This is a genomic window from Streptomyces sp. TAA486 (assembly GCF_000426165.1).
This window is the reverse complement of the sequence record NZ_AUEV01000012.1, coordinates 75,087-97,621: the sequence shown is the minus strand read 5'-3', so window position 1 is coordinate 97,621 and position 22,535 is coordinate 75,087. Positions and strand designations below refer to the sequence as shown.

Sequence of the window (22,535 nt, the reverse complement as noted above, 5' to 3'; positions counted from 1 at the left end):
GTCAACGTGCCGCCCCCTGCGAGCCCTCGGCGCCGTTGGATCCCGCCGCTCCCCCGGCCGGCTGCGCCTCCTGTGCCTCTTTGTCGAGGAGTTCCTCGAGCTTGCGCTGCATCTTGTTCATGCCGCCCAGCCAGTGGTCGGGGTGTCCGGCCCGGGCCTCGTAGAAGCCCGCGGTCTCGGGGTGCGGCAGTACGAGGAAGTGCCCCGCCTGCATCGCCTCGAAGAGGGAGTCGGCAACGGCCTCCGGCTCGATGGCGGTCTCCGCGAGCACCAGGTCGCCCGCGGCGCCCGTGCCCGCCAGCATGTCGGTGCGCACGCCCTGCGGGCACACGGCGTGCACATCGATGCCGCGGTGCCTGTAGGTGACCGACAGCCACTCGGCGAAGGCGAGCGCGGCGTGCTTGGTCACGCTGTAGGGGGCCGAGCCGAGCATGGTGAGCAGACCCGCCGCCGAGACGGTCGCAACGAACCGGCCCCGGCCCTGCTCCAGCCAGCCGGGCACCAGCTCACGCGCGGCCCGCACGTGTGCCATCACATTGACGTCCCAGGCGTGCTCCCACAGCTCCTCGCCCGCCTCCTGGCCACCGCGGGTCGCAACGCCCGCGTTGGCGCAGAAGGTGTCGATGGTGCCGCCGAGCGCTTCGCGGGCGACCGGCACGATCGTGGACGCGTCACCGGGAACGGCGACGCCGCCGATCTCCTCCGCGACCGCCCCTGCCTTGGCGGCGTCGAGATCGTTGACCGCTACGCGGGCTCCCTCCGCGGCGAACCGGCGGGCCAGTGCCGCCCCGATTCCGCCGCCCCCGCCGGTGACGACCACTGTGCTGTCGCGCAAAGACTCCATCCCCGCAACTCCCCTTCACACTCTCGGCGGCTCTCCCCGCGGCGGCAGACTAACCAGTCGGTATGCCGGGGGGAAGAGGGGGATCCGGACGCGGGTTCGGGAAGCACGGGGACGAGGACGCCGTGACCGCCGGCAGGCGACGCCCCGGTTCGGTCCTGACCAGCGGCCTTCGCCCGGCGGCGCCCGGGCGGGCGGTCAGGTCTTCCGGCCGACCCCTCCGTAGGTGGTGACGGGAGTCACCGGGAACGGCGTGTGGTCGGGACGCCACTGCGTGACGGGAACGAGCCCCGGCTCCAGCAGTTCGAGTCCGTCGAAGAAGTGGGCCAACTCCTCGGGGCTGCGCAGGTGGTAGGGGACGGCACCGCTGCTGTTGTACTTCTCGTGGGCCGCCTGACGCGCCGCGCTGATGTCGGTGCCGTCGCTCAGCGTGAGATAGCTGTCGGGGGGCAGGGCGCCCAGGAGCCGCCGCACGAGGGACCGGGCGAGTTCGTCGTCGGCGATGTGGCCCATGATTCCCAGCATCATCAGACCGACGGGCCGTTCGAAGTCCAGCGTCCTCGACGCGGCTTCGAGGATCGTGTCCGGCTCGCGCACATCGGCGTCGATGTAGTCGGTGGCGCCCTCGGGTGTGGATGTCAGGAGCGCTTGGGCGTGCACGAGCACCAGGGGGTCGTTGTCCACATACACGATGCGTGAACTCGGCGCGACGGACTGGGCGATCTCGTGGGTGTTGTCCACGGTGGGCAGCCCGGTGCCCACGTCGAGGAACTGGCGGATGCCGGCCCGGCCCGCGAGATGACGCACGGCACGGGCGAGGAAGTACCTGGATCCGCGGGCCGCGTCGACGATTCCGGGAAATGTCTTCGCGAACTCGTCACCGGCCTCGGCGTCCACCGGATAGTTGTCCTTGCCGCCCAGCCAGTAGTTCCAGATCCGCGCCGAATGGGGCACGGATGTGTCGATCTTCGGCGGGAGGTCCGGCTCGGACTTCTCGTCGGCCATGGTGATCGTCTTCCCGTCTGCCTGGTGGATTCCCGTCTCCACCCTACGGCGGGCCTTCATGTCCCGGGCACGGGAAAGAGAAACAGCGCCAAGAGCCCTGCGCGGCCAATTCCATGTGTGCCGAGCGGAGTTGACGCGCATAGAACACCCGGCGCACGTGACGGCGGGCGCACGTTCCGTCCGCGCCGTGCACAGCAGGCCCATATGCGGAACCACTCGTTGCGATGTCTTCACTACTGATGAGTGTTCTGTGAGAAGTCATGAGAACGAGGTGAGAATTCTCTTCAGGGGAGAGTGTTCAGGCGTTGCCGGGGTAGCTCACGGGCCCGGGAAGACCGGAGCACGGAAGGCCCGGACAACCAGAGGAAAATGACTTCGCAACGGGGGGATCCGATTGCGCGGCACTTACGTCATAACGCCGACGAGTCGGGTCCAGTCCGTCGGAGGTGGGATGATTGGCCGGTTTCAGAGCCCTCGCAGAGCAAGTCCGCGACCCTGAGAGAGCACCCTCACAGCGTCGCCAGGCGCTGCGTAAGTGCCTTGAGCGATTCGCCCCGTACGGGCACCGCGCGACATGGCAACACCTGTGTGCCCGCGCCGGTTTCGGCCCGGACGACCGTGAACCCGACCCGGAGCTGCTCGTCGCCGCCCTGGAGGAACTCGAAGAGGCGCGGACGGTGTGGCTGGAGTACGAGTCGCAGGTCGCCGTCCGGCGCAGAGCCGAGAAGCGCCACGGAATCAGACAGCCGGCGCAGCACGACGAATGGCACCGACTGACGTGGGGCGGCAGGTCGCTGCTCCCCTGTGACCCCTCGACTCCGCCCACGCCCCGACTCGCGGACGTGCTGCGCCGGATGATCACCGCCATGGACAAGGACGTCGGCAAGGACGTCATCCGCCTTGCCGGCCGCGGACGCCTGCTGCGCACCGGACTGGGTTCGATGGCCGCTTCCCGGAGCTGACCACACCGCACGCGCCTCCCGCTTCCTGCGGACGTTGACACGCGCGACAGCACCGCAGCATGCTGAGCTGAGCGAGCGCTTAGCATCCGGCGGCGCGCGACACGCATGCGGGAGGTTGTACGGATGGCGGAGCCCCGGGTCTTCACCTCGACCGACGAACTGGTGGCCGCGGTCGGCCAGGAACTCGGCTTCAGCGACTGGCTGGAGGTCGACCAGAAGCGGATCGACCTGTTCGCTGACGCGACCGGCGACCACCAGTGGATCCACGTCGACCCGGCACGCGCGAAGGACGGCCCCTTCGGCACGACCATCGCGCACGGCTATCTGACCCTCTCCCTGCTGCCCGACCTCGTACCGCAGATCATGCGCGTGGAGGGGGTCCGGATGGGCGTCAACTACGGCGTGAACAAGGTCCGTTTCCCCGCTCCGGTACCGGTCGGCTCACGGCTGCGCGCACGGGCGGAACTCGTCGACGTCAGCGAGGCCGGCGGCGGCGTGCAGGTCGCGGCCAAGGTGACGGTCGAACGCGAGGGCGGCGACAAGCCGGTGTGCGTGGCCGAGACCCTCAGCCGCTACTTCTGGTAGATCACCGGGAGCCGGCACCCGCCCCCGGCCCGGGAACCCGGGCGTCACCTGGCGGAGCGACCATGCGCAGGACGAGGTCGGCGTAGAGCGTGCCGATCTCGTCCGGTGTCCTGCGGCCGGACGGGCTGTACCAGCGGGCCACGTCGATGCAGAGGGACATCACCGCGAGCGTCGTGCCGCGGATGTCGGCGATCTCGAACTCGCCCGAGGCGTCCCCGCTCTCCAGCACGCCGCGCAGGATCTCCTCGCTGCGGCGGCGCAGTCCGACGATCTCCTCGTAGTGCCCCTCGCCGAGCGCCGCCAGTTCGTACTGCACGACGCGTGCCGTCGTGTGGTGCTCGGCGTGCCAGCGGACGAAGTGGCGCACCGCACGGGCCAGCCGATCCGAGTCGTTGCCGCCGCCTTCCGCGGCCTCTGCGAGCACGCTCACGGAGCGCTCGTGTCCGACCTTGCTGATCTGGAAGAGGAGTTCTTCCTTGGTCTTGTAGTGGATGTAGAGCGCGGCAGGGCTCATCCCCGCGCGGCCGGCGATGTCGCGGGTGGTGGTGGCGTGGAAACCGCGCTCCGCGAACGCGTCCACCGCGCCCAGCAACAGCCGCCGCGCGGCGTCCGGGGTCACGCCCTCGAAGGATGCGTCGGCAGCCGCGACCCGGGGTTCCGCCTCCGATGCCATTGCCTGTGCCTTCCCGTCGACCGGTCGAACACCATACATCGGCGACTGAGCAGATGCTTAGCCACGGGTGGTGCGGCCGGTGGCGGGGCGTACGGCGGCGGAGCGCGGGCGAGGCGTCCGCGCCGTCCGCCGGGCACGGTGCGCCACGCAGAGTGCCCCGCCCAGCGTGACCGGTTGCAGGAATGTGACCGGCTCCGGTTCCCCATTCGAGCCGCTCTACCATTCACCGCATGGCCAGACCGCCGAAGCCGCTGCTGAACCGGGAGAGGATCGTCGCGTGCGCGCTGGCGCTCGTGGACTCGGAAGGGCTCCAGGCCGTCTCCACACGCCGCCTCGCTGCCGAACTCGGCGTGAGCGGGCCGTCGTTGTACAACCACTTCCGCAACAAGGACGAGATCCTCGACGCCGCCGCCGACACGGTGTGCGCACAGGTCGAGGTGTCGATGTTCGACGACGGCACCGACTGGCGGCAGGCGCTGGTGGAATGGGCACGCTCCTACCGTGCGGCGCTCAACGCGCACCCGAACATCGTGCCGTTCCTGGCGCAGGGCCCGGGCCGACGCCCGAGCCAGCTGCGCATGGCCGACGCGGTCTTCGGCGCGATGACCGCGGCGGGCTGGACCAACGCACAGGCCACCCACATCGGCGCCCTCATGCGTTACTTCGTGGCCGGGTCGGCGCTCGGTTCGTTCGCCCGCGGCTTCGTCGGCGACGCGTCCCTGTACGAGGGCGACTACCCCCACCTGGACCAGGCCCACCTGCTCGCCAGGCATCAACAGCAGGTCGATGACGGGGCGTTCGAGACGGGTCTGCGCGCGATCGTCGACGGTCTGGCCGCGGGTTTCCCCGGCTGAGACCGACCGGGGCCGGAGGCCGCCGGCGCGCAGCCCTGTGAGGGCGCCGTTCCGGATCGTCCGAACGAGACGCGGCGCGCTGGGCCGGTCAGCCGCGCAGGAAGTACAGGACGGTCGTCGTCACCGCGGTGGTCAGAAGGACGCCCCGCAGCAGCGGGGCGGGGAGGCGGCGGGCGAGATGGGCGCCTCCGTAGCCGCCGGCCACGGCTCCGACCAGCATGGCGCCGAGCAGCAGCGGGGCGCTCAGGGCGTCGGAGGCGACGAGGAAGAGCACCGTCGCGCTGGCGAAGATGGCCGCGAGCTGCGCGATGCGCATCGGATTGCCGGCAGCAGAGTCGAGGCCGAGGCCGATGCCCCACAGGGCCAGCATCATCACGCCGACGGCCCCGCCGAAGTAGCCCCCGTACACGGCGATGAAGAACTGTCCGGTCAGAACGGCCCGCGAACTCAGGGCGACCGAGCGGCCCAGCCGGTCGCTCAGCGCCTGTGACACGCGCCGTCCGGAGGCGAGGACCACCGTGGCGAAGGCGAGCAGCCACGGCGCCGCGGCGTCGAACGACGAGGCCGGCAGCACCAGCAGCAGGCCTGCACCGACCCCGCCGCCGATCACGCTGACCGCGGTCATCTCCCTCATGGATGTCGGCCCGACCGGGCCGATCTCGCGTCGGCACACCCAGGCGCCGGCCAGGGCTCCGGGTACGAGGGCGATCCGCGACAACGCGTTCGCCGTCACCGGCGTCAGGCCCAACGCGACGAGAGCGGGCAGCGCCACGAAGGTGCCACCGCCGCCGACGGCGTTCAGCGCCCCGGCGGCGACACCGGCCAGCAGGGCGAGCAATATCTCGGACACCCGTCGAGCATGGGGCCGTGACCAGCCATTTCACAATGCGTAATCCCTGTACCCGGCCTAAGGCTGCTCCTTAGGCTGAGGCGGTGCGCTACGACTTGGACGATCTGCGACTGTTTCTCCACATCGTGACGGAGGGGTCGATCACGGCGGGTGCGCACCGGATGCATCTGAGCCTGCCGTCGGCCAGCGCCAGGGTGCGTTCGCTGGAGCGTCAGGCCGGTGTGGCGCTGCTGATACGCGGCCGGCGCGGAGTCCGGCCCACGCCGGCCGGTGCGACCCTGGCCCGTCATGCGCGCGATGTGCTCACGCGGACCGCGCGGCTGGAGAGCGCCGTCGCCAGCTACGTCCGGTCCCGGTCCGCTCCGCTGACCCTGCTGGGCGGCGGGTCCGCGATGCACCGGCTCGTACCGCATGCCCTGGTCTCCTTCCTCCGTGCCCACCCGGACATCGACGTCAGGGTGTCGGAGAGCCGCACTCCGAAGACCGTGCGGATGCTCACGGACGGTGAGGCGCATCTCGGCGTCGTCCTCGACGACGAGGCCCATGACTGCGGCCTGCGAGTGGAGCCGCTCGGTGACGACTCCCTCGTCGTGATCGGCCAGGCCGGAGGGATCCTCGCCGGGCGGAGCGCGCTCAGCTACAGCGAGGTCACCGAGCACCCTCTCGTCGGGCTGGACGCCGACTCCTCCCTGCGCCGCTGGATCGAGAAGCACGCCGGGCCGCACGCCTCGGTGGCGCGCTACCGCACCACGGTCGCCGACCTCAACGTCCTCGTCGCTCTCGCGGCCGCCGGTGCGGGGCTCGCCGTCGTACCGCGCCGCGCCCTCGACCCGGACCGGCGACTCGACGTGTGCGAGCTGCGGGACTCCTGGGCCCGCCGCCATCACCTGCTGGCATGGGGCGTCGGCGACGACGCCGCCTCGGAGGCCACCACCGCGCTGGCCGGACATCTGCGTGACGCCGCGTCGTCCGAGCCCTCCCGAGCGGTCCACGCAGGCGATCAGGACGGGACGGACTGACCCTCGAAGACCACCAGCGCACGCCCCCCGCGTCCGGCGAGCATCGCGTCGAAGGCCGCGGGAATGCCCTCCAGGCCGATCCGCTCCGTCACCAACGCGCCCAGATCCAGGCGCCCTTGACGTATGTGCTCCGCCAGCGTGGGCAGATCCCGGGCCGGGTCGCAGTTGCCGTAGACGCAGCCGGTGAGGGTGCGGGCGAAGTGGAAGATCTCCAACGCCGAGAACTGCACCTGCTCTTCCTTGCCTCCGATGCCGACCACGCTCGTACGGCCTCCGCGCCGCGTGGAGTTCCAGGCGGTGCGGATGGTCTCCCCCCGCCCGACGCACTCGATGGCCACGTCCGCTCCGTGGCCTCCGGTGAGTTTGCGGATCTCCTTGGCGGTCGTGTCCGAGGCGACGACGAACGCGCTCGCGCCGGCCGCCCGCGCCAACTCCTCCTTCGCCGGGGAGACATCGACCGCGATCACGGCTCCCGCCCCGGCCAGACGCGCCGACTGGATCGCCGCCAGCCCGACGCCGCCGGCGCCGAAGACGGCCACCGACTCGCCTGAGCGGACCCGGGCGCTGTGGTGCACGGCGCCGTACCCGGTCAGGGCGGCGCAGCCCAGCAGCGCGGCCTCGTCGAGCGGCACCCCCGCGGGCAGTGGCAGCAGCGAGCGGGACGAGACGACGGTCTCCTCCGCGAAGACGGCGGAGCTGAGCCCGGGGTAGAGCTCCTCCCCGGCCTTGGTGCGCGCGTACGGAACGGTCGTGCCGGCGTTGGCGTTCACGCACAGCCACGGCTCTTCGAGCGTCCCGCAGAAGTGGCATTCACCGCAGGAGGGCGCCCAGTTGAGGACAACGGGATCCCCCGGGGCGTGCCCCTCCACTCCCTCGCCGACGGAGACGACCGTGCCCGCGCCCTCGTGGCCGAGCACCGCCGGTACGGGCTGCCGCAGCGTGCCGTTGGAGAGCGACAGGTCGGAGTGGCAGACACCCGCCGCGGCCAGGCGCACCCGGACCTGCCCCGGGCCCGGCTCGGGCAGGTCGATGTCGGTGACTTCGAGAGGCGTTCCGACGGCGGAGAGTACGGCGGCGCGGACCATGTCGGGCTCCTGGCTGGGTCGGTTTCGCACGGTTCGTGCGCGGGCTTCGGGCGGGGCTCGCGCGGTCCGTGCCGGGACGCCCGGAGGGCGTGCACCGGCCGGACCGGTCGGCGAAACCCCCTAGAACTGCAGGGACTTGGTGTGCAGGTACTCGCCCAGCCCGTGCCGGCCCAGCTCCCTGCCGACACCGGACTGCTTGTAACCTCCGAACGGCGCCAGGGGGTTGAAGCGTCCGCCGTTGATGTCGACCTGTCCGGTCTCCAGCCTGCGGGCGAAGGCGACGGCCTCGTCCTCGTCCTTGGCCCACACGGCGCCGGCGAGCCCGTAGACGCTGTCGTTGGCGATGCGGACGGCGTCCTCGACGTCCTCGTACTTCAGGATCGACAGGACCGGCCCGAAGATCTCCTCCTGGGCGACGGTCATCTCCGGGGTCACGTCGGACAGGATGGTCGGGCGCACGTAGCAGCCGTCCTCGTACCCGTCGGGGGCGCCGGGGCCGCCCGCTGCCACCGTGGCGCCCTCCTCGACGCCCTTGGCGATGAAGCCGGTGACGCGTGCGTGCTGCTTGGCGTTGACGACGGGCCCGATGCGCGTCGTCTCGTCCTTCGGATCGCCCGGCAGATACTTCCCGACGGCCTCGGCGGCCATCCGCACGGCTTCGTCGTAGTGCTCGGAGTCGACGAGCATGCGCGTCCAGGCGCTGCAGGTCTGGCCCGAATTGGCCATGACGTTGGCGACGCCCTTCTTGACGGCCTTGGCAAGGTCCGCGCCCGGCAGGATGACGTTGGCGGACTTGCCGCCCAACTCCAGGGCGACGCGCTTGACCGAACCGCCCGCAGCGGCGCCGATCTGCCTGCCCACGGCCGTCGAGCCGGTGAAGGACACCAGATCGACGTCCTCGTGCCCGGCGAGTGCCTGTCCCGCGACAGGACCGAGGCCCGTCACGAGGTTGAACACCCCGGCAGGCAGGCCCACTTCGTGCACGGCCTCCGCGAACAGCTGGGCCACCAGCGGCGTGTCCTCCGCGGGCTTGAGCACGACGGTGCACCCCGCGGCGAAGGCGGGAGCGACCTTGGCGACGATCTGGTGCAGCGGATAGTTCCACGGCGTGATGGCGCCGACGACGCCCACCGGCTCGTGGAAGACACGGGAGTTGCCGATCTTCTCCTCGAAGGGGTACTCGGCCGCCAGCTTCGCGTAACTGCCGCAGACCGCGACCGGCACGGCGGCGTGCACCGCCTTGGAGAAGGCCAGCGGCGATCCCAGCTCCGCCGTGACGGTCTCGGCGATCTCCTCGCGCCGGGCCTCCAGCGCCTCGTGCAACGCGCCCAGCAGCGCCGCGCGTTCCGCGGGCGGTGTCGCGGCCCAGGCGGGGAAGGCGGCGCGGGCCGCGCGTACCGCGGCGGCCACGTCCTCCTCGCCGCCCGCCGGCACCGTTGCGATCACACTGCCGTCCGCGGGGTTCATGACCTCGAGCTTCTCCGAGGATGCTGCGGGGCGCCACGCGCCGTCGATGTACATACCGTCGTGTGCCTGCATGGACCCAAACTAGCGCCGCTAGTTTGGGGTGTCAGCACGGCGGCGGGTGCCATGAGTCACCCGCGCCCGGGACTCCCCGCGACCCCTGTGACCGTACCCGGCTACCTTCCGGTCGAGTTTCCCTGGCTTGCCGTGCCCGTTGCTCCGGCTACTGCTGCCGGACCCCCGGCGCTCTCCGCGATCCCGGCGCCTTCGGCGTTCCCCGTGGTCCCGGCGCCTTCGGTGTTCCCCGCGCCTTCCGAACTCCCCGCGCCGCCCGCGCCGTCGGACGTCGCCGCTGTGCTCCGCCGGTTCGGGCGCGAACGCGCAGCCGTGGCCGACGCCCCCAGCAGCAGCACAGCGAGCAGCACGAACGGTGCCGCCGCACCTGCCGCTCCCGCGACCAGCCCGGCCCCCGCGGGCGCGGCGACCTGGCCCAGCCTGTTGCCCGTGAGCCGCAGCGCCAGCGCAGTCGACCGTGCGCTGCCCGGCGACGCCTGCACGACCGTGGTCATGGTCAGGGGCTGGCCGACGCCGAGACAGAATCCGAGCACCACCAGTGAGACCGCGAGGGCCCACACCGGGAGGTGCACGGTCAGCAGCACGCACAGCACGCCCGCGAAGAGGCAGCTGACGACGAGCAGGGGCTGCCGGCCGAGCCGGGCCGTCATCCTCGTCAGCCCCGCGCGCGAGAGCACGGACGCCGCGGCGCGCAGGCTCAGCAGCAGGCCCACCACGCCCGGTGCGATGCCCCGCTCCTCGCCGACGACCGGCAGGTAGGCCGTCAGCACGTCCGTCGTGGAAAGCACCGCGAGGGAGGCGAAGATGCCCGCGGGCACTCCACGCGAGCGCAGAATGCGCGCGACCGGGACCGGCAGGGACGGTGGGCTGCCCGCAGCGGCGTCTCCTCCCGGCCGCCTCGGCACCGCACGGCCCTCGATGCGCCACAGCGTCGCGTACGAGCAGAGCGCGAGCACACCGGAGGCGAACAGGGCGACGGCACTGCTGTGTTCACCCGCCCCGGGAGGTCCGCCACCGGCACCGCCCACGAGCCAGCCGGAGAACACGGGCCCGATCAGCTGGCCCGCCGAGCCGCCGATGGTGAAGTGGCCGAAGTTGCGGTCGTGTTCGTCGGGGCCGCTCTGCCGTGCCACCAGCGACTGCGCACCGATCACGAACACCAGGTGCCCGAGACCCAGCAGTGCGCTCCATGCGGCGAGCAGGACGAGGGAGGGCGCCGTGGCGGCCAGTGCGCTGCCCGCGGCGACGAGAGCGACACCGGCCGGCAGCAGCGGCCCGCACCGCTGCCGGTCGGTGCGCCTGCCGAGCGGCACGGCGACCGCCAGCGGCAGCAACGCGAACGCGGCGGTGACGACGCCGACGGCACGGGCACCGGCGCCGAGTTCCAGCGCGTGGTAGGAGATGGCGGGCCTCGCCATGCTCACCGCGCCCTGCGAGAAGACGAAGGAGACGACGAGACGCAGCAGCCAGCGACGCGGCGCCTCGGCCCCTGCTCGTGACGACGACCGCGACGGCGATGGGACTCCCGAGGTCACCCGGCATCCGGAACGGCGGCCGGCGCGGCGGAAGTGGCGGCAGCGGCGGACGCGGCGGGCGCAGCCGGTGCCACCCGCACCGGGAAGCCGTTGAGGACGGCGGTGCCGGAGAGCGGGTCCAGCAGAGAGCCATCCAGGAGCTGGTTGACGTTGACCCCCGGATCGTCGGCGGCGACCCGCATGCGCGTACCGGGCCGGTCGTGGCCCCAGCCGTGCGGCAGGCTGACGACGCCCGTGCGCACGGCGTCGGTCACCTCGACCGGTGCGGTCACCTCTCCCCCGTCGCCGGTGACCCGGGCGTCCGCACCGTCGGCGAGGCCGAGACGAGCGGCGTCCTCGGGGTGGATCTGGAGGGTGCAGCGGTTCGTGCCGCCGCGCAGGGCGGGCACGTTGTGCATCCAGCTGTTGTTGGACCTCAGATGGCGCCGTCCGACGAGCACGAGGGTCTCCCCGGAGGCGCGCCGCCGCAGCGCGGACCGCAGCCGCGGCACGTCCGCGCGGACCGGCTCAGGGCACAGCTCCACCGTTCCGGAGCGGGTGCGCAGCAGCTCGGGCAGCCGCGGACGCAGCGGCCCCAGGTCGATGCCGTGCGGGTGTGACAGGAGCTTCGCCAGGCTGAGCCCCTCGGGGTCCGCGCCGAAGCCGTCTCCGTACGGGCCGAGCCGCAGCATCATGTCCAGGCGCCGCTCCACGCCGTCCCGCCCGGTCAGTTGCTGCGCGAGGCTCTCCGGGTCCTCGCCGTGCACGGGCGAGTGCGGATCGGCGACTGCCCGGCCGAGGGCACGGGAGATGACGGCGTCGTCGACCGCGCCGGCGGGAGCGTCGGTCTTTCCTGCGAGGCAGAGCAGGAGCCGGGCCATGATCTCCGCCTCGCCCAGCTCGTCCTTGCCGGGCTCGACGACGGCGCGCGTGTAGCGGACCTGGTTGCGTACGGGCAGCGCGTTGAAGGCGAAGTCGAAGTGCGCGGTGCGGCTGGGCCTGGCGGGTGGCAGCACGACGTCGGCGTGGCGGGTGGTCTCGTTGAGGTAGGGGTCGAGGCTGACCATGAAGTCCAGCTCCGCCAGGGCCTTTTCGAGCCCTTCGCCGTCGGGTGCGGAGAGCACCGGGTTGCCGGCGAGGGTGATCAGCGCCCGTACCCGTCCCTCGCCCGGCGTGGTGATCTCCTCGGCGAGTGCGACGACGGGAAGCTCCGACTTGGCCTCCGGGTGCGAGGCGACCCTGCTGTGCCATCGGCCCAGCGCGAAGCCCTTGCCGGGGGTGCCGGCCGGGCGCGGAGGCCGTGCGGTGGCGGAGAGCGGGAACATGGAGCCGCCGGGCCGGTCGAGGTTGCCGGTCAGGGCGCTGAGGACGTCGACCAGCCAGTTGGTGAGGGTGCCGAACTCGACGGTGGAGGAGCCGACGCGGCCGTACACGGCGGCGCTCGTGGCGGCCGCCAGCTCGCGCGCGAGAGCCCGGATGTCCTCCGCCGGTACGTCGCAGGCGTCCTGGACGGCTTCGGGCGTGAACTCCCGGGCCAGCTCCCGTACTTCGTCGACGCCGCTCAGATGCGGCCCGAGTTCGCGGGTGTCGGTGAGCCCTTCGTCGAAGAGCACCTGCACCATCGCCATCAGCAGCAGCGCGTCGCTGCCGGGACGGATCGGCACGTGCCGGTCGGCGAGCTTCGCCGTACGCGTGCGGCGCGGATCGACCACGGTGAGGCGTCCCCCGCGCTTGCGCAGCTGCTTCAGCCTGCCGGGGAAGTCCGGGACGGTGGCGAGCGATCCGTTGGACTCGACGGGGTTGGCCCCAAGGATCAGCAGGTGATCGGTGCGGTCGACGTCGGGGACGGGTATGGCCTGCGGATCGCCGTACAGCAGGCCGCAGGAGACATGCTTGGGCATCTGGTCGAGGGTGCTGGCGGTGTAGAAGTTCCGGGTGCGCAGCGCCCCGAGGAGCTGCGGCGGGTAGAGGGCACCCGCCATGGTGTGCACGTTGGGGTTGCCGAGGTAGACGGCGACGGCGTCGGCCTCGCCGCCCCCGAGAACGGGGCCGAGGCCGGCGGCGACGGCCGCGAACGCCTCGTCCCAGCCGGTCTCCCTCAGCTCACCGCTTCCGTCGCGCACGAGCGGACGTGTCAACCGGTCCGGGTCCGAGTCGAGTTCGCCGAACGAGGCGCCTTTCGGGCAGACGAATCCATGGCTGAAGACATCGTCGCGGTCACCCCGTGCCCCGGTGATGCGCCCGTTCTCCAGGGTGACTGTCAGGCCGCAGGTTGCTTCGCACAGCGGACAGATGCGGAGCCCGGTGCCGGTCTCCTCGTGGATACCGACTGCGGCGTCGGTGTTTTCGGCGGACGTCTCGGGCGTACCGGTAGCGGTCATCGCGCTCCCTCGGACCGTGCTGTTGTCACTCCGTGCCACGAACTGTAGGCCCTGCGAGCGGGAGTTCGCCCGGGAGGTGGGTGAACGTGACGGGGGTTACGGCGCCGCGCGGGCGGCGCGGCTCGCGGCGTCCCCGGGGCTCACCACGACTCCTTGCCGGACTCACCGCTGTTCATACCTCATTGACGCGGACACCCCGCATTCCTATGGTCATGTACAGGAATTCAGGGGGATACATGAGCGGCAGGAGCATCCGATGACCCTCGGCACCGGCGCCAACGGCGGTACGGCAGGCCAGGAGCAGGCACGCAAGACGGCGGAAGGTCTCGTCCACCTTTCCGGCTTCGGCAACGAGCACAGCAGCGAAGCAGTGCCCGGCGCTCTGCCCGTGGGCCGCAACGCGCCGCAGCGCGCCCCGCTCGGTCTGTACGCGGAGCAGTTGAGCGGCACGGCCTTCACCGAGCCGCGCGCCCGCAACCGCCGCTCCTGGCTCTACCGCATCCGCCCCTCGGCCGCACACCCCCGCTTCCGCCGCACCGGCAACGGCGGCCTGCGCAGCGCGCCGTTCGACGAGACCGAAGCCGACCCGAACCGGCTGCGCTGGAACCCGCTTCCGGAGCCGCCCCAGGGGACGGACTTCGTCGCCGGACTGTGGACGCTCGGCGGCAACGGCGACGCGGCGCAGCGCTCCGGCATGGCCGTCCACCTCTACGCCGCCGACGCCTCCATGACGGACCGGGTCTTCTGCGACTCCGACGGCGAGCTGCTGATCGTCCCGGAGCGCGGCGGGCTGCTGCTGCACACCGAGTTCGGGCTGCTGCGTGCGGAGCCGGGGCACATCGCGCTGATCCCGCGCGGGGTGCGCTTCCGTGTCGTACTGCTGGACGCGACGGCGCGCGGCTACGTCTGCGAGAACTACGGACAGCCCTTCGAGCTGCCCGAGTTGGGCCCGATCGGCGCCAACGGCCTGGCGAATCCGAGGGACTTCATGGCGCCGGTCGCCGCGTACGAGGAGGACGGCGGGACCGAGCGGCCGGTGGAGGTGGTCAACAAGTTCTGCGGGAACCTGTGGGCCGCCCGGTACGACCACTCGCCGCTGGATGTCGTCGCCTGGCACGGCAACCACGTCCCGTACGTCTACGACCTTCACCGCTTCAACGTGATCGGCACCATCAGCTACGACCACCCGGACCCGTCCATCTTCACGGTCCTCACCTCGCCGTCCGACACACCGGGGCTGGCCGGCGTGGACTTCGTGGTCTTCGCGCCGCGCTGGCTGGTGGGCGAGGACACCTTCCGCCCGCCCTACTTCCACCGGAACGTGATGAGCGAGTACATGGGCCTGATCGAGGGGGCCTACGACGCGAAGGCGGAAGGCTTCGTTCCGGGCGGCGGCTCGCTCCACAACATGATGTCCGCGCACGGACCGGACCGGGAGACGTTCGAACGCGCGAGCTCCGCCGAGCTGAAGCCCCAGAAGATCGACGACGGGCTGGCGTTCATGTTCGAGACGCGCTGGCCCGTGATCCCCACCTCACAGGCGCTGGAGGCCGCCCATCTGCAGTCCGGCTACGACGACGTGTGGCAGGGTCTCCAGCGCAATTTCCGCCCGTAGGGGGTGCACCTGTGTCCGTCTTCGCTCCTGACTCGCTGGAGCTCAACCGCAAGCTGCCGCTGTGGTACCAGGTCTCGCAGTCCCTGCGGGCCTCGATACTCGGCCGCACGCCGCAGTCGCCACTGCGGCTGCCGACGGAGGAGCGCCTGGCCCAGCACTACGGGGTGAGCGTCCTGACGATGCGGCAGGCGCTGAAGGAGCTGGAGACGGAAGGGCTGATCTCGCGGCACCGGCGGCGCGGCACGTTCATCGAGCCCGAAGCCTGCAGGACGAGGCCCGTACGGCTGCTGGGCTCGGTCGACACGATCGTGGCCCAGCAGTCGGGCGACCTGACGACGCTGCTGGACCACGGCGCGGCCCCCGTACCGCCCGAGCTGGCCGAGCACTTCCCGGGCGTGGCGGAGACGACGGTCTTCCGGCGGCTGCGGCGTGACCCGGAGAGCGGCGAGGCGACCAACTGGGCGGAGAACCACATCCATCCCCGCATCGCGCCGCACATCGACCCCGCCGATCTGGAGCGCGGCTGGCCGATGACGAAGGTGCTGCGGGACGCGGTCGGCGTGCGAATCAGCCGGATCACCGACACCGTGGAGGCCCGGCTGGCCGACCCGGCCACGGCGAAGCTCCTCGACGTGCCGCTGCTCAGCCCGATCCTGCACTACACGGGCGTGACGTACGACCAGGACGGGCAGGTCGTGGACGTGGCACTGATCCACTACCGCGGTGACCGGTTCTCCTTCTCGGTGACGGTCCAGGCGCACTGAGCACGACGGACAGCCTGCGGCGGGACGAGGGCGGCAAGCTCCACGCACTCCTGACGGCGGCACGCGCCCCCTCGTAGCATCGAGCGGTGAGCGACGACGGACCCGGCACCAAGGACGCACCCGCGCTCGACGAGGTGATGCTCGACGAGGTGATGCCCTGGTCCGTACCGCCTCTGCGCCTGGGCCGCGGGTGGGTGGCCGCACCCGACGCCGCGTCGCTGCGGGGACGTTGGAAGGCCCTGGTCCGCTCCGAGGACGAAGCGGAGCGTGCCGCGCTCTTCGGGCCGAGCCGGTCCCGCACGTTGCACAGCGCGGTGGCTCCCCTGCCCGGGATGCCGGCTCACGGCGGGCCGCTCACCCTGGAGCGGGGCGGCTGCCCGGAGCCGGTGCGGATCCTGCACGGGCCCTTCGACCAGCAGTGGCTCATCCCCGACCACCGGCTCGTCGACGCGGCACGGCCGCAGCTGTGGCGGGTGAGCGACGCACACCAGACGCACCTGGTCGAGACCGCCCACGACCACCGGCATCCCGGCCCCCTCTTCACCTTCACGGCGCTGCTGCCCGACGGGCAGGCGCCCGTCGGGCGTTCGGGACGCATCCGTCCGCTGTACAGACGTCCCGGCGGCCGTGAACCCAACCTTCTCCCCGGCCTGCTGGACCATCTCGCCGTGCGGCTCGGCGTGCGGGTCACGGCTGAGGACGTCCTTGCCTGGACCGCCGCCGCGGCCCGGCCGGGCCCGCGGGGACGTGCGGTGCCGCTGACCTCGGACCCGGGCCTGTGGCGGCGCGGCGTGGAACTGGGCCGCCGGGTGGTGCGGCTGCACACACGGGGCGCGCGGTGCGCCGGAGAGGAGAACGGGGGCGGCCGCCCTCGTCTGCCGGGCGGTCATCGTCCGTACGTGCGCGCCCCGTTGCCCGCCGCGGCGCCGGCGGCCGAGGAGCTCGTCCATGACCCGGAGGAGCGCGCGCTGCACGTCGGCGAGGGACGTGTCGCCCCGGTGGCGCCGGAGGCATGGGAGTACGAGGCCGGAGGCGCACGCGTGCTCGAGGCGTGGTTCGGGCAGCGGTCGGTGGCCCCCCTCGACGCGGGGAGGCTCGCCGCCGTGCGTCCCGGCAGCTGGCCGCAGGAGTGGACGTCGGAACTGCTGGAGCTGATCACGGTCCTGACGCTGCTGTCCGAACTGCGCGAGGAGCAGCGGGACCTGGCCCGCTCGCTGGAGTCCGGCGGGGAGCCGGGACGCGCCGGGCTCGAGGGGGCCGGCCTGCTGCCGGTGCCCCCGGCGTCACGTCTCCCGGCGTCCGTACTCGACGTGCCGGAAGAAGGGCCCAACGGCCAACTGGCGTTGCTCTAGGGGGAGTCCGGGATGTGACGGCGCGGCGCCCGCGCCCGGCGCCGGGATCGCACGACGGGACGACACGACTCTGGGGCGGTGGCCGGTCGGCCACCGCCCCAGGGTGCAGGGTCGGGGTCTCCCCGGGCCCAAGGGCCCAGGAGAAATGTCTGCGGAAGGAAGCTCAGCCGCGGCCGCCGAAGAGCGTGCGGCGCAGTTTGCGCAGTGGCGCGAACAGCGAGACACGCCCGCTCCGGGTTGCGGACCGGTTCCGCGCGGAGTCACGCTTGGTGATCTCACGCATGAGCGAAGTCGCTTCTTCCGTCTCACCCTGCGGCACGGCGGGGCCCGCGAGCACAGCCAGATGCCGGTCGAGGCGCGAACTCGTCGCACCCGTACCGCATTTGATGGCGGGCACTCGCGCCCTGCCGCTCACTGTTATCTGTTCCATGACACTCCCCACCCGTACGAGGGCACGAGGCCCGGGCACCGCAACCCTAACGCCCGACTGCTCCACCCGTGTATCCCGGTCACAGGATTCACCTGCCCCACAGGCGCGTTGACGAACATACGGCACGCCTTGTGATACGCACCTGTTTCCGGCCGGACGGGCGGAAACGTGCGTGCGCCGGGGCCCGTGATGCCGGATCATGGCAGCCATGCCAGCACAGTCCCGCCGGTCGTCCACCACTGACAGGAGTGAGACTCTGACTTCTCCGACCAGGCCCGAGCACGCGATCACTCCGTATCTGACCATCGACGACACCGACTCGCCGTCCGACGTCATCGACGCACTCTTCCTGGGCCGCTTCACCAAAGGGGAGCAGCCCTACTCGCGCAGTCACTCCGTCGACCGCGTCAAGAAGGGCCGCACATTGCTGCCCCCGGATGCGAAGGTGCTGCGCGAGGCGCAGGCCGACGGCCGCAGCACGGTTCTGGCGGAGGGCGAGGGCTGGACGGTTCTCGTCTCGCGCTGGACGCACGGCGCGGACGTCACGGTGACGGCGGTCAGCGGCGAACTCGCCCGGAATCGGCTCGACGCGGCCGTCAACGGCGCGGAGGACGAGCCGGAGCCGCAGTCCGACAAGGTCTCCATGGGGTTCTGGTACCACTCGCCGATGCGCGGCCCGCGCCGCACCACCCGCGCCATCACCGCGGGCACATGGCAGGAGGTACGTCCCAACTACACGGCACGCGTGGCCGATGCCATGGACGGGTTGATGAAAGTCACCCCTGACGAGGTCTCGGGCCGGCTGCTGCTGCTCCACGGGCCGCCCGGCACTGGCAAGACCTCGGCGCTGCGCACGCTGGCACGCTCGTGGCGCGACTGGTGCCAGGTGGACTGCGTCCTCGACCCGGAGCATCTGTTCAACAACATCGGCTATCTGATGGACATCGCCATCGGCGCCGACGACGGCGACTCCGACGAGCAACGCTGGCGGCTCCTTCTCCTGGAGGACTGCGACGAGTTGATCCGCGGAGAGGCCAAGCACGCCGCGGGCCAGGCCCTCTCACGTCTGCTCAATCTGACGGACGGTCTGCTGGGCCAGGGCCGCAACGTGCTGGTCGGCGTCACCACGAACGAGGACCTGGAGCGGCTGCACCCCGCGGTCGTGCGGCCGGGCAGATGTCTGGCACGCATCGAGGTCGGCGCCCTCAGCCGCAGGGAGGCCGTCAACTGGCTCGGTACGGAAGAGGGAATCGGTCGTGAAGGCGCCACGCTGGCCGAGCTGTTCGCGCTCCGCAAGGGCACCTCGCCGGCCTCGGTTCCCGCGCAGCACGACGGCGAGGGCTCCGGGCTGTACCTGTAGCCCGGGGCCGGGCCGGGGGCTCCGCGGGCCGGTGTATGCGCCGGGGCCTCCGGCTCACCTGATAAACAGTCGAGCAATTCACCCCGGCGCTGCCAGAATCACGCCATGGTCGACAACGTCGCTGAACTCGCCGAGCGCGCCGCACGCGGCGAGCGCTTCAAGTACCTCTACTTCTGGGGCCATCGGCCACGGCGGGACGGCGCCATCGGCAAGGGTTGCCTGAGCCAGTGGTGGCCCTCTCCCTTCGAGGTGGAGGGTGTCGAATACGCCACCGCGGAGCACTGGATGATGGCCCGTAAGGCGCGCCTGTTCGGGGACGAGGAGGCGGAGCAGCACGCGGTGGCAGCCCGCCATCCCCGGCAGGCGAAGGCCGCGGGCCGCTCGGTTCAGGGGTTCGACCAGAGCGTGTGGGAGCGCGAGCGCTTCGGCATCGTGGTCGAGGGCAGCCTGCGGAAGTTCGGGCAGCCCGGCGAGCTGCGGGAATATCTGCTCGGCACCAACAGCCGCGTACTGGTGGAGGCGAGCCCACTGGACCGGGTGTGGGGCGTCGGCCTCGCCGCGGACGACGCGCGGGTGCGTGACCCTTCGCAGTGGCGCGGAGAGAACCTGCTGGGGTTCGCGCTGATGGAGGCCCGCACGAGGCTGCTCACACGCACCGGGATGCTGACGTAGCCACTCCCGCCCGAGCGCACGGCATTCCCACGGGACCCGACTCCCTTGCCGCACCGGCCTGTTGAGGCTCCTGGGGCACTTGCCGGTGCCCTCCGTCCGCCCCTGCGCGAACTCCCGGCGGCCGGCTCTCAGCCGTACACAGCGCGCAGGGCGTCCTCGACCGCCGCACGCGCCGCGTCGCGGTCCAGGCCCAGCCTCTGCGCCCGGTGCGCGTAGGACAGCGCCGCCTCGGACACCTCTTTCGCCGCCGCGTCCCCCGCCGCCGCCACGAACGTGCCGTGCCGCCCCCTGGTCTCGATGACTCCGTCCGACTCCAGCGCCCGGTAGGCCTTCGCGACGGTGTTCGCGGCAAGACCCAGTTCCTCTGCCAGCCCGCGCACGGTCGGCAGCTTGTATCCCGTGGGCAGATCCCCGCCGCGCACCTGCCCGGCGATCTGGGCGCGCAGCTGCTCGTACGGGGCGTCCGGCGCGGCAGGGTCGATGGTGATCTGCAACGGCACGTGATCTCCGGTGTGTTCGCGGTTTCTTCCGTCAGGGCGGCGCATTCGTATGCGCTGCCGATTCTCCCTCAGGGGCGGGAAAATCAGGAGCGGCGCCACTGGCGGGCGCGTAGCGTGCCGGGTCATGACACCGAAGGTCACCGTCGAATCCTTCCGCCCGGGCGACGCGGGGACGGTGGCCGAGGTGAGGCGCGCGGCTGTGCCGTATCTCGTGTGCACGGCCGAATCGGTGGCCTGGGAGGCCGAGTCCGCCCCCGCGGCGGGACGTACGCGCTGGCTGGTCGCCAGGGAGCCCGACGGACGGGTGCTGGGCTGTGCTGACACGGGGCTGCTCATCGGCAGCATCGAGCCGGGACAGGGCTACCTGCACACGGCCGTGCACCCGGACAGCCGTGGACTGGGTGCGGGCGCGGCGCTGGTGGCCGAGGCGGAACGTCATCTGTCAGGCGTGGGCGCCGAGCGCGTCTGGACGTGGGTTTCCGACGACGGCCGCTCTCCCGGCTTCGCGGAGCACCGCGATTACACGCGCGGGAGGCGCGCCTGTTTCCTCGGTCTCGACCTCGCACGTGCCGGGCTTCCCGAACCGCCGGAGCGGCTGCCCGCCGGCGTCGAGCTCCGCACGGCTCTCGACTTCGCCGGTGACCTGCGTCCGCTGTACGAGGCGGACTTGGAGTGCACAGCGGACGAACCCGGCGATGTGCGCCACGGTTTCGTGCCGTACGAGGACTGGCTGCGGCTGAACTGGGACCGCCCGGACATCGACCACCGCCTCAGCTCCGTCGTGCTCGTCGGCGGCGAAGTCGCCTCGTACTCCGTGGCGCAGACGGACGGGCGTGAGCGCTACTGGTCGGGGATGACCGGAACCCGGCGCGCGTTCCGCGGGCGCGGTCTGGCGCGGCTGGCCAAGCTCGACTCCCTGCGGCGCTCCCGCTCCGAGGGCTGCCGGCGGGCCTTCACCGGGAACGACGCCACGAACGCCCCGATGCTGGCGCTCAACCGGAGCCTGGGCTATGAGCAGGCGGCCGCCGAATGGCGCTACTCCAAGCGGCTGTGAGCGGGCAGAACTCGCGGGCGCGGCGTGTGTCCGCGGCTGCGCGCCGGGTCGCATCCCTGCGTCGCGGCGCGCGGCTCAGAGCGCCGACCGGCTGCCGGTGTCGACGGCCCGGTCGTTGGCGGCGCCTCTCCTGGCGTGCTGCTGCACCTGTTCCGCGGTGAGTGCGTAGCCGGTAGCGGCGTCGGTCGTGGAGCGGGCGAAGATCACCCCGAGGACCCTTCCGTCCTTGGACAGCAGCGGGCCGCCGGAGTTGCCGGGCCGGACGGTGGAGCGTATGGCGTAGATGTCGCGGGTGCTGAGGTTGTCCCCGTAGATGTCCTGACCCCGCGCCTTGACCCGCTGGGAGATGGCGGCCGCACGCAGATCGAGGCTGCCGTTCTCCGGATATCCGGCGACCACGCCGGGCGTTCCGCGTCCGGCGTTGCCCGCGAAGTCCAGGGCGGGTGCCTTCAGTCCGGGCACGGCGAGGACGGCGACGTCCGTCTTCGGGCTGAACCAGACGACCCTCGCCTCGTAGCGCGGGCCGACACCGCCGATCCGCACCGTCGGCTCGTCGACTCCGGCGACCACGTGCGCGTTGGTCATGACGCGCTGGTTCGTGTAGACGAAGCCGCTGCCTTCCTGCCCGCGGGGGCTTCCGTCGACGTCGGCCACACCCTCGACCTTCACCGTGCTGCGCTTGGCGGCCTGGGTTGCGGCGGGGGTGACGGAATCGCCGGAGGGCTTGGCCACGGAGGTACCGGGTTCGTGCTCGAACGGGTTGAAGACCGGCGGGAAGCCCGCTGTCGTGAGCGCTCCCGTCGCGTCGTTGAACCAGGTTGCGGCCTGGTCGGGCATGCGGTCCTGGACGGTGCCGAGCACGACGGAGCCGCGGATGGTCTGGTTCAGCACGGGCGAGGGCGACACGGAAAGGGCGCTCGCCGCGACCCAGCCGACGACGAGGACCGCTATCGCGTTGACGGCCACTCCCCCGGCGCCGTCCGCCCAGCGCACCGGTGTCCAGCTGAGCGCGTCACGCAGCCGCCATCCCAGAGGCGCGGCCACGGCCTGCCCCAGTGCCGCCGGCACGAGGACGGTCAGCAGCGCCACGATGGTGGCCTCGGTGGTGCCGGGATGCACTCTCTCCAGGACGAACGGCAGGGCCCACACACCGACGACGGCACCGCCGACGAAGCCGGCGAGCGAGACGAATCCCGCGACGAGGCCGCGCTGATAGCCGGAAACGGAGAAGACCAGCACTGCGAGCAGCAACAGCACATCCAGCAGGTTCACCGCACATCCCTTCTCGCCCCACTCGGGTTACTCTTCGTGCTCACGTTGCGGCCCTGTCCTCCGATTGTGCCTCGCTCGTCCTCCGCATCTGCCCCCGGTCGCAGAACACACGCGAATCCGAGCAGGGTTGGTTCCGCATCGCACACGGCACGCGATCCATTCACCCGTTTCGGACCGTTTTGCACCCGAGAGCTTCACGCGGCCTGCC

The 22,535-nt window shown here is 71.7% G+C and carries 21 protein-coding genes; 10 read left to right on the top strand and 11 right to left on the bottom strand.

Annotated elements, in window-relative coordinates; genetic code table 11:
• Nucleotide 1: 1 nt before the first annotated feature.
• Entirely contained in the window at nucleotides 2–844 is an 843-nt protein-coding gene (locus tag I004_RS34315) for an SDR family NAD(P)-dependent oxidoreductase (RefSeq protein ID WP_051345095.1), read from the bottom strand.
• A 195-nt stretch (nucleotides 845–1,039) separates the two neighbouring features.
• Nucleotides 1,040–1,846, bottom strand: a complete 807-nt coding sequence (locus I004_RS0116465) for an SAM-dependent methyltransferase (protein WP_028436404.1) — start codon at nucleotides 1,844–1,846, stop codon at nucleotides 1,040–1,042.
• Nucleotides 1,847–2,301: 455 nt separating this feature from the next.
• Between I004_RS0116465 and I004_RS34310 the strand changes: the two genes are divergently transcribed.
• The gene (locus I004_RS34310) at nucleotides 2,302–2,808 is read left to right on the top strand and encodes a hypothetical protein (protein WP_486580044.1); all 507 of its coding nucleotides are present in this window, start codon (nucleotides 2,302–2,304) and stop codon (nucleotides 2,806–2,808) included.
• Nucleotides 2,809–2,931: 123 nt separating this feature from the next.
• Complete coding sequence (locus I004_RS0116455; RefSeq protein WP_028436403.1) at nucleotides 2,932–3,393, top strand: MaoC family dehydratase; 462 nt, start codon at nucleotides 2,932–2,934, stop codon at nucleotides 3,391–3,393.
• Between the two features lies 1 nt (nucleotide 3,394).
• On the opposite strand, the gene I004_RS34305 is transcribed toward I004_RS0116455, so the two are convergent.
• The gene (locus I004_RS34305) at nucleotides 3,395–4,066 is read right to left on the bottom strand and encodes a TetR-type transcription factor C-terminal domain-containing protein (protein ID WP_051345094.1); all 672 of its coding nucleotides are present in this window, start codon (nucleotides 4,064–4,066) and stop codon (nucleotides 3,395–3,397) included.
• A 230-nt stretch (nucleotides 4,067–4,296) separates the two neighbouring features.
• Here I004_RS34305 and I004_RS0116445 point away from each other — a divergent pair, with 230 nt between their 5' ends.
• On the top strand, nucleotides 4,297–4,920 hold the full coding sequence (locus tag I004_RS0116445; RefSeq protein ID WP_028436402.1) for a TetR/AcrR family transcriptional regulator: 624 nt from the start codon (nucleotides 4,297–4,299) through the stop codon (nucleotides 4,918–4,920).
• A gap of 88 nt (nucleotides 4,921–5,008) precedes the next feature.
• On the opposite strand, the gene I004_RS0116440 is transcribed toward I004_RS0116445, so the two are convergent.
• Nucleotides 5,009–5,770, bottom strand: a complete 762-nt coding sequence (locus tag I004_RS0116440) for a TSUP family transporter (RefSeq protein WP_028436401.1) — start codon at nucleotides 5,768–5,770, stop codon at nucleotides 5,009–5,011.
• An 83-nt stretch (nucleotides 5,771–5,853) separates the two neighbouring features.
• Between I004_RS0116440 and I004_RS0116435 the strand changes: the two genes are divergently transcribed.
• On the top strand, nucleotides 5,854–6,789 hold the full coding sequence (locus I004_RS0116435; RefSeq protein ID WP_028436400.1) for a LysR family transcriptional regulator: 936 nt from the start codon (nucleotides 5,854–5,856) through the stop codon (nucleotides 6,787–6,789).
• Here I004_RS0116435 and I004_RS0116430 read toward each other — a convergent pair.
• The 4 genes from I004_RS0116430 to I004_RS34295 form a co-directional block, all read right to left on the bottom strand.
• The gene (locus tag I004_RS0116430; RefSeq protein WP_028436399.1) at nucleotides 6,771–7,874 is read right to left on the bottom strand and encodes a Zn-dependent alcohol dehydrogenase; all 1,104 of its coding nucleotides are present in this window, start codon (nucleotides 7,872–7,874) and stop codon (nucleotides 6,771–6,773) included. The two genes, I004_RS0116435 and I004_RS0116430, sit on opposite strands and share 19 nt — an antisense overlap.
• 120 nt (nucleotides 7,875–7,994) lie before the next feature.
• A complete protein-coding gene (locus I004_RS0116425; RefSeq protein WP_028436398.1) occupies nucleotides 7,995–9,413 on the bottom strand; it encodes an aldehyde dehydrogenase family protein in 1,419 nt (472 codons plus the stop codon).
• A 101-nt stretch (nucleotides 9,414–9,514) separates the two neighbouring features.
• Nucleotides 9,515–10,948, bottom strand: coding sequence for an MFS transporter (locus I004_RS34300; RefSeq protein ID WP_486580043.1), 1,434 nt, complete (start codon nucleotides 10,946–10,948; stop codon nucleotides 9,515–9,517).
• A complete protein-coding gene (locus I004_RS34295; RefSeq protein ID WP_078511305.1) occupies nucleotides 10,945–13,308 on the bottom strand; it encodes a molybdopterin oxidoreductase family protein in 2,364 nt (787 codons plus the stop codon). Before I004_RS34295 ends, I004_RS34300 begins: the two co-directional genes overlap by 4 nt.
• A 256-nt stretch (nucleotides 13,309–13,564) precedes the next feature.
• Between I004_RS34295 and hmgA the strand changes: the two genes are divergently transcribed.
• The 3 genes from hmgA to I004_RS0116400 all read left to right on the top strand — a co-directional run bounded on the left by hmgA (nucleotide 13,565) and on the right by I004_RS0116400 (nucleotide 17,039).
• Complete coding sequence (gene hmgA / locus I004_RS0116410) at nucleotides 13,565–14,923, top strand: homogentisate 1,2-dioxygenase (protein WP_028436397.1); 1,359 nt, start codon at nucleotides 13,565–13,567, stop codon at nucleotides 14,921–14,923.
• 11 nt (nucleotides 14,924–14,934) lie between these two features.
• Entirely contained in the window at nucleotides 14,935–15,687 is a 753-nt protein-coding gene (locus I004_RS0116405; RefSeq protein WP_028436396.1) for a GntR family transcriptional regulator, read from the top strand.
• 137 nt (nucleotides 15,688–15,824) lie between these two features.
• A complete protein-coding gene (locus I004_RS0116400) occupies nucleotides 15,825–17,039 on the top strand; it encodes a type ISP restriction/modification enzyme (RefSeq protein WP_051345124.1) in 1,215 nt (404 codons plus the stop codon).
• Nucleotides 17,040–17,202: 163 nt separating this feature from the next.
• On the opposite strand, the gene I004_RS0116395 is transcribed toward I004_RS0116400, so the two are convergent.
• Entirely contained in the window at nucleotides 17,203–17,469 is a 267-nt protein-coding gene (locus I004_RS0116395) for a hypothetical protein (RefSeq protein WP_037976521.1), read from the bottom strand.
• Between the two features lie 208 nt (nucleotides 17,470–17,677).
• Here I004_RS0116395 and I004_RS0116390 point away from each other — a divergent pair, with 208 nt between their 5' ends.
• Entirely contained in the window at nucleotides 17,678–18,829 is a 1,152-nt protein-coding gene (locus tag I004_RS0116390; RefSeq protein ID WP_078511350.1) for a DUF5925 domain-containing protein, read from the top strand.
• 105 nt (nucleotides 18,830–18,934) lie between these two features.
• Nucleotides 18,935–19,501, top strand: coding sequence for a riboflavin biosynthesis intermediates N-glycosidase (ybiA, locus tag I004_RS0116385; protein WP_028436392.1), 567 nt, complete (start codon nucleotides 18,935–18,937; stop codon nucleotides 19,499–19,501).
• A 128-nt stretch (nucleotides 19,502–19,629) separates the two neighbouring features.
• On the opposite strand, the gene I004_RS0116380 is transcribed toward ybiA, so the two are convergent.
• Nucleotides 19,630–20,001, bottom strand: coding sequence for a GntR family transcriptional regulator (locus tag I004_RS0116380; RefSeq protein ID WP_028436391.1), 372 nt, complete (start codon nucleotides 19,999–20,001; stop codon nucleotides 19,630–19,632).
• Nucleotides 20,002–20,125: 124 nt separating this feature from the next.
• Between I004_RS0116380 and I004_RS0116375 the strand changes: the two genes are divergently transcribed.
• The gene (locus I004_RS0116375) at nucleotides 20,126–21,055 is read left to right on the top strand and encodes a GNAT family N-acetyltransferase (protein WP_028436390.1); all 930 of its coding nucleotides are present in this window, start codon (nucleotides 20,126–20,128) and stop codon (nucleotides 21,053–21,055) included.
• A gap of 75 nt (nucleotides 21,056–21,130) precedes the next feature.
• On the opposite strand, the gene I004_RS0116370 is transcribed toward I004_RS0116375, so the two are convergent.
• Nucleotides 21,131–22,327, bottom strand: a complete 1,197-nt coding sequence (locus tag I004_RS0116370; RefSeq protein WP_028436389.1) for a MarP family serine protease — start codon at nucleotides 22,325–22,327, stop codon at nucleotides 21,131–21,133.
• Nucleotides 22,328–22,535 lie beyond the last annotated feature (208 nt).

What these genes read in the sequence shown, in the direction of transcription:
- I004_RS34315 (WP_051345095.1), bottom strand. Translation starts at nt 844, where the DNA reads ATGGAGTCTTTGCGCGACAGCACAGTGGTCGTCACCGGCGGGGGCGGC.
- I004_RS0116465 (WP_028436404.1), bottom strand. Translation starts at nt 1,846, where the DNA reads ATGGCCGACGAGAAGTCCGAGCCGGACCTCCCGCCGAAGATCGACACA.
- I004_RS0116455 (WP_028436403.1), top strand. Translation starts at nt 2,932, where the DNA reads ATGGCGGAGCCCCGGGTCTTCACCTCGACCGACGAACTGGTGGCCGCG.
- I004_RS34305 (WP_051345094.1), bottom strand. Translation starts at nt 4,066, where the DNA reads ATGGCATCGGAGGCGGAACCCCGGGTCGCGGCTGCCGACGCATCCTTC.
- I004_RS0116445 (WP_028436402.1), top strand. Translation starts at nt 4,297, where the DNA reads ATGGCCAGACCGCCGAAGCCGCTGCTGAACCGGGAGAGGATCGTCGCG.
- I004_RS0116430 (WP_028436399.1), bottom strand. Translation starts at nt 7,874, where the DNA reads ATGGTCCGCGCCGCCGTACTCTCCGCCGTCGGAACGCCTCTCGAAGTC.
- I004_RS0116425 (WP_028436398.1), bottom strand. Translation starts at nt 9,413, where the DNA reads ATGCAGGCACACGACGGTATGTACATCGACGGCGCGTGGCGCCCCGCA.
- I004_RS34295 (WP_078511305.1), bottom strand. Translation starts at nt 13,308, where the DNA reads ATGACCGCTACCGGTACGCCCGAGACGTCCGCCGAAAACACCGACGCC.
- hmgA (WP_028436397.1), top strand. Translation starts at nt 13,565, where the DNA reads ATGACCCTCGGCACCGGCGCCAACGGCGGTACGGCAGGCCAGGAGCAG.
- I004_RS0116400 (WP_051345124.1), top strand. Translation starts at nt 15,825, where the DNA reads ATGCTCGACGAGGTGATGCCCTGGTCCGTACCGCCTCTGCGCCTGGGC.
- I004_RS0116395 (WP_037976521.1), bottom strand. Translation starts at nt 17,469, where the DNA reads ATGGAACAGATAACAGTGAGCGGCAGGGCGCGAGTGCCCGCCATCAAA.
- I004_RS0116390 (WP_078511350.1), top strand. Translation starts at nt 17,678, where the DNA reads ATGCCAGCACAGTCCCGCCGGTCGTCCACCACTGACAGGAGTGAGACT.
- ybiA (WP_028436392.1), top strand. Translation starts at nt 18,935, where the DNA reads ATGGTCGACAACGTCGCTGAACTCGCCGAGCGCGCCGCACGCGGCGAG.
- I004_RS0116375 (WP_028436390.1), top strand. Translation starts at nt 20,126, where the DNA reads ATGACACCGAAGGTCACCGTCGAATCCTTCCGCCCGGGCGACGCGGGG.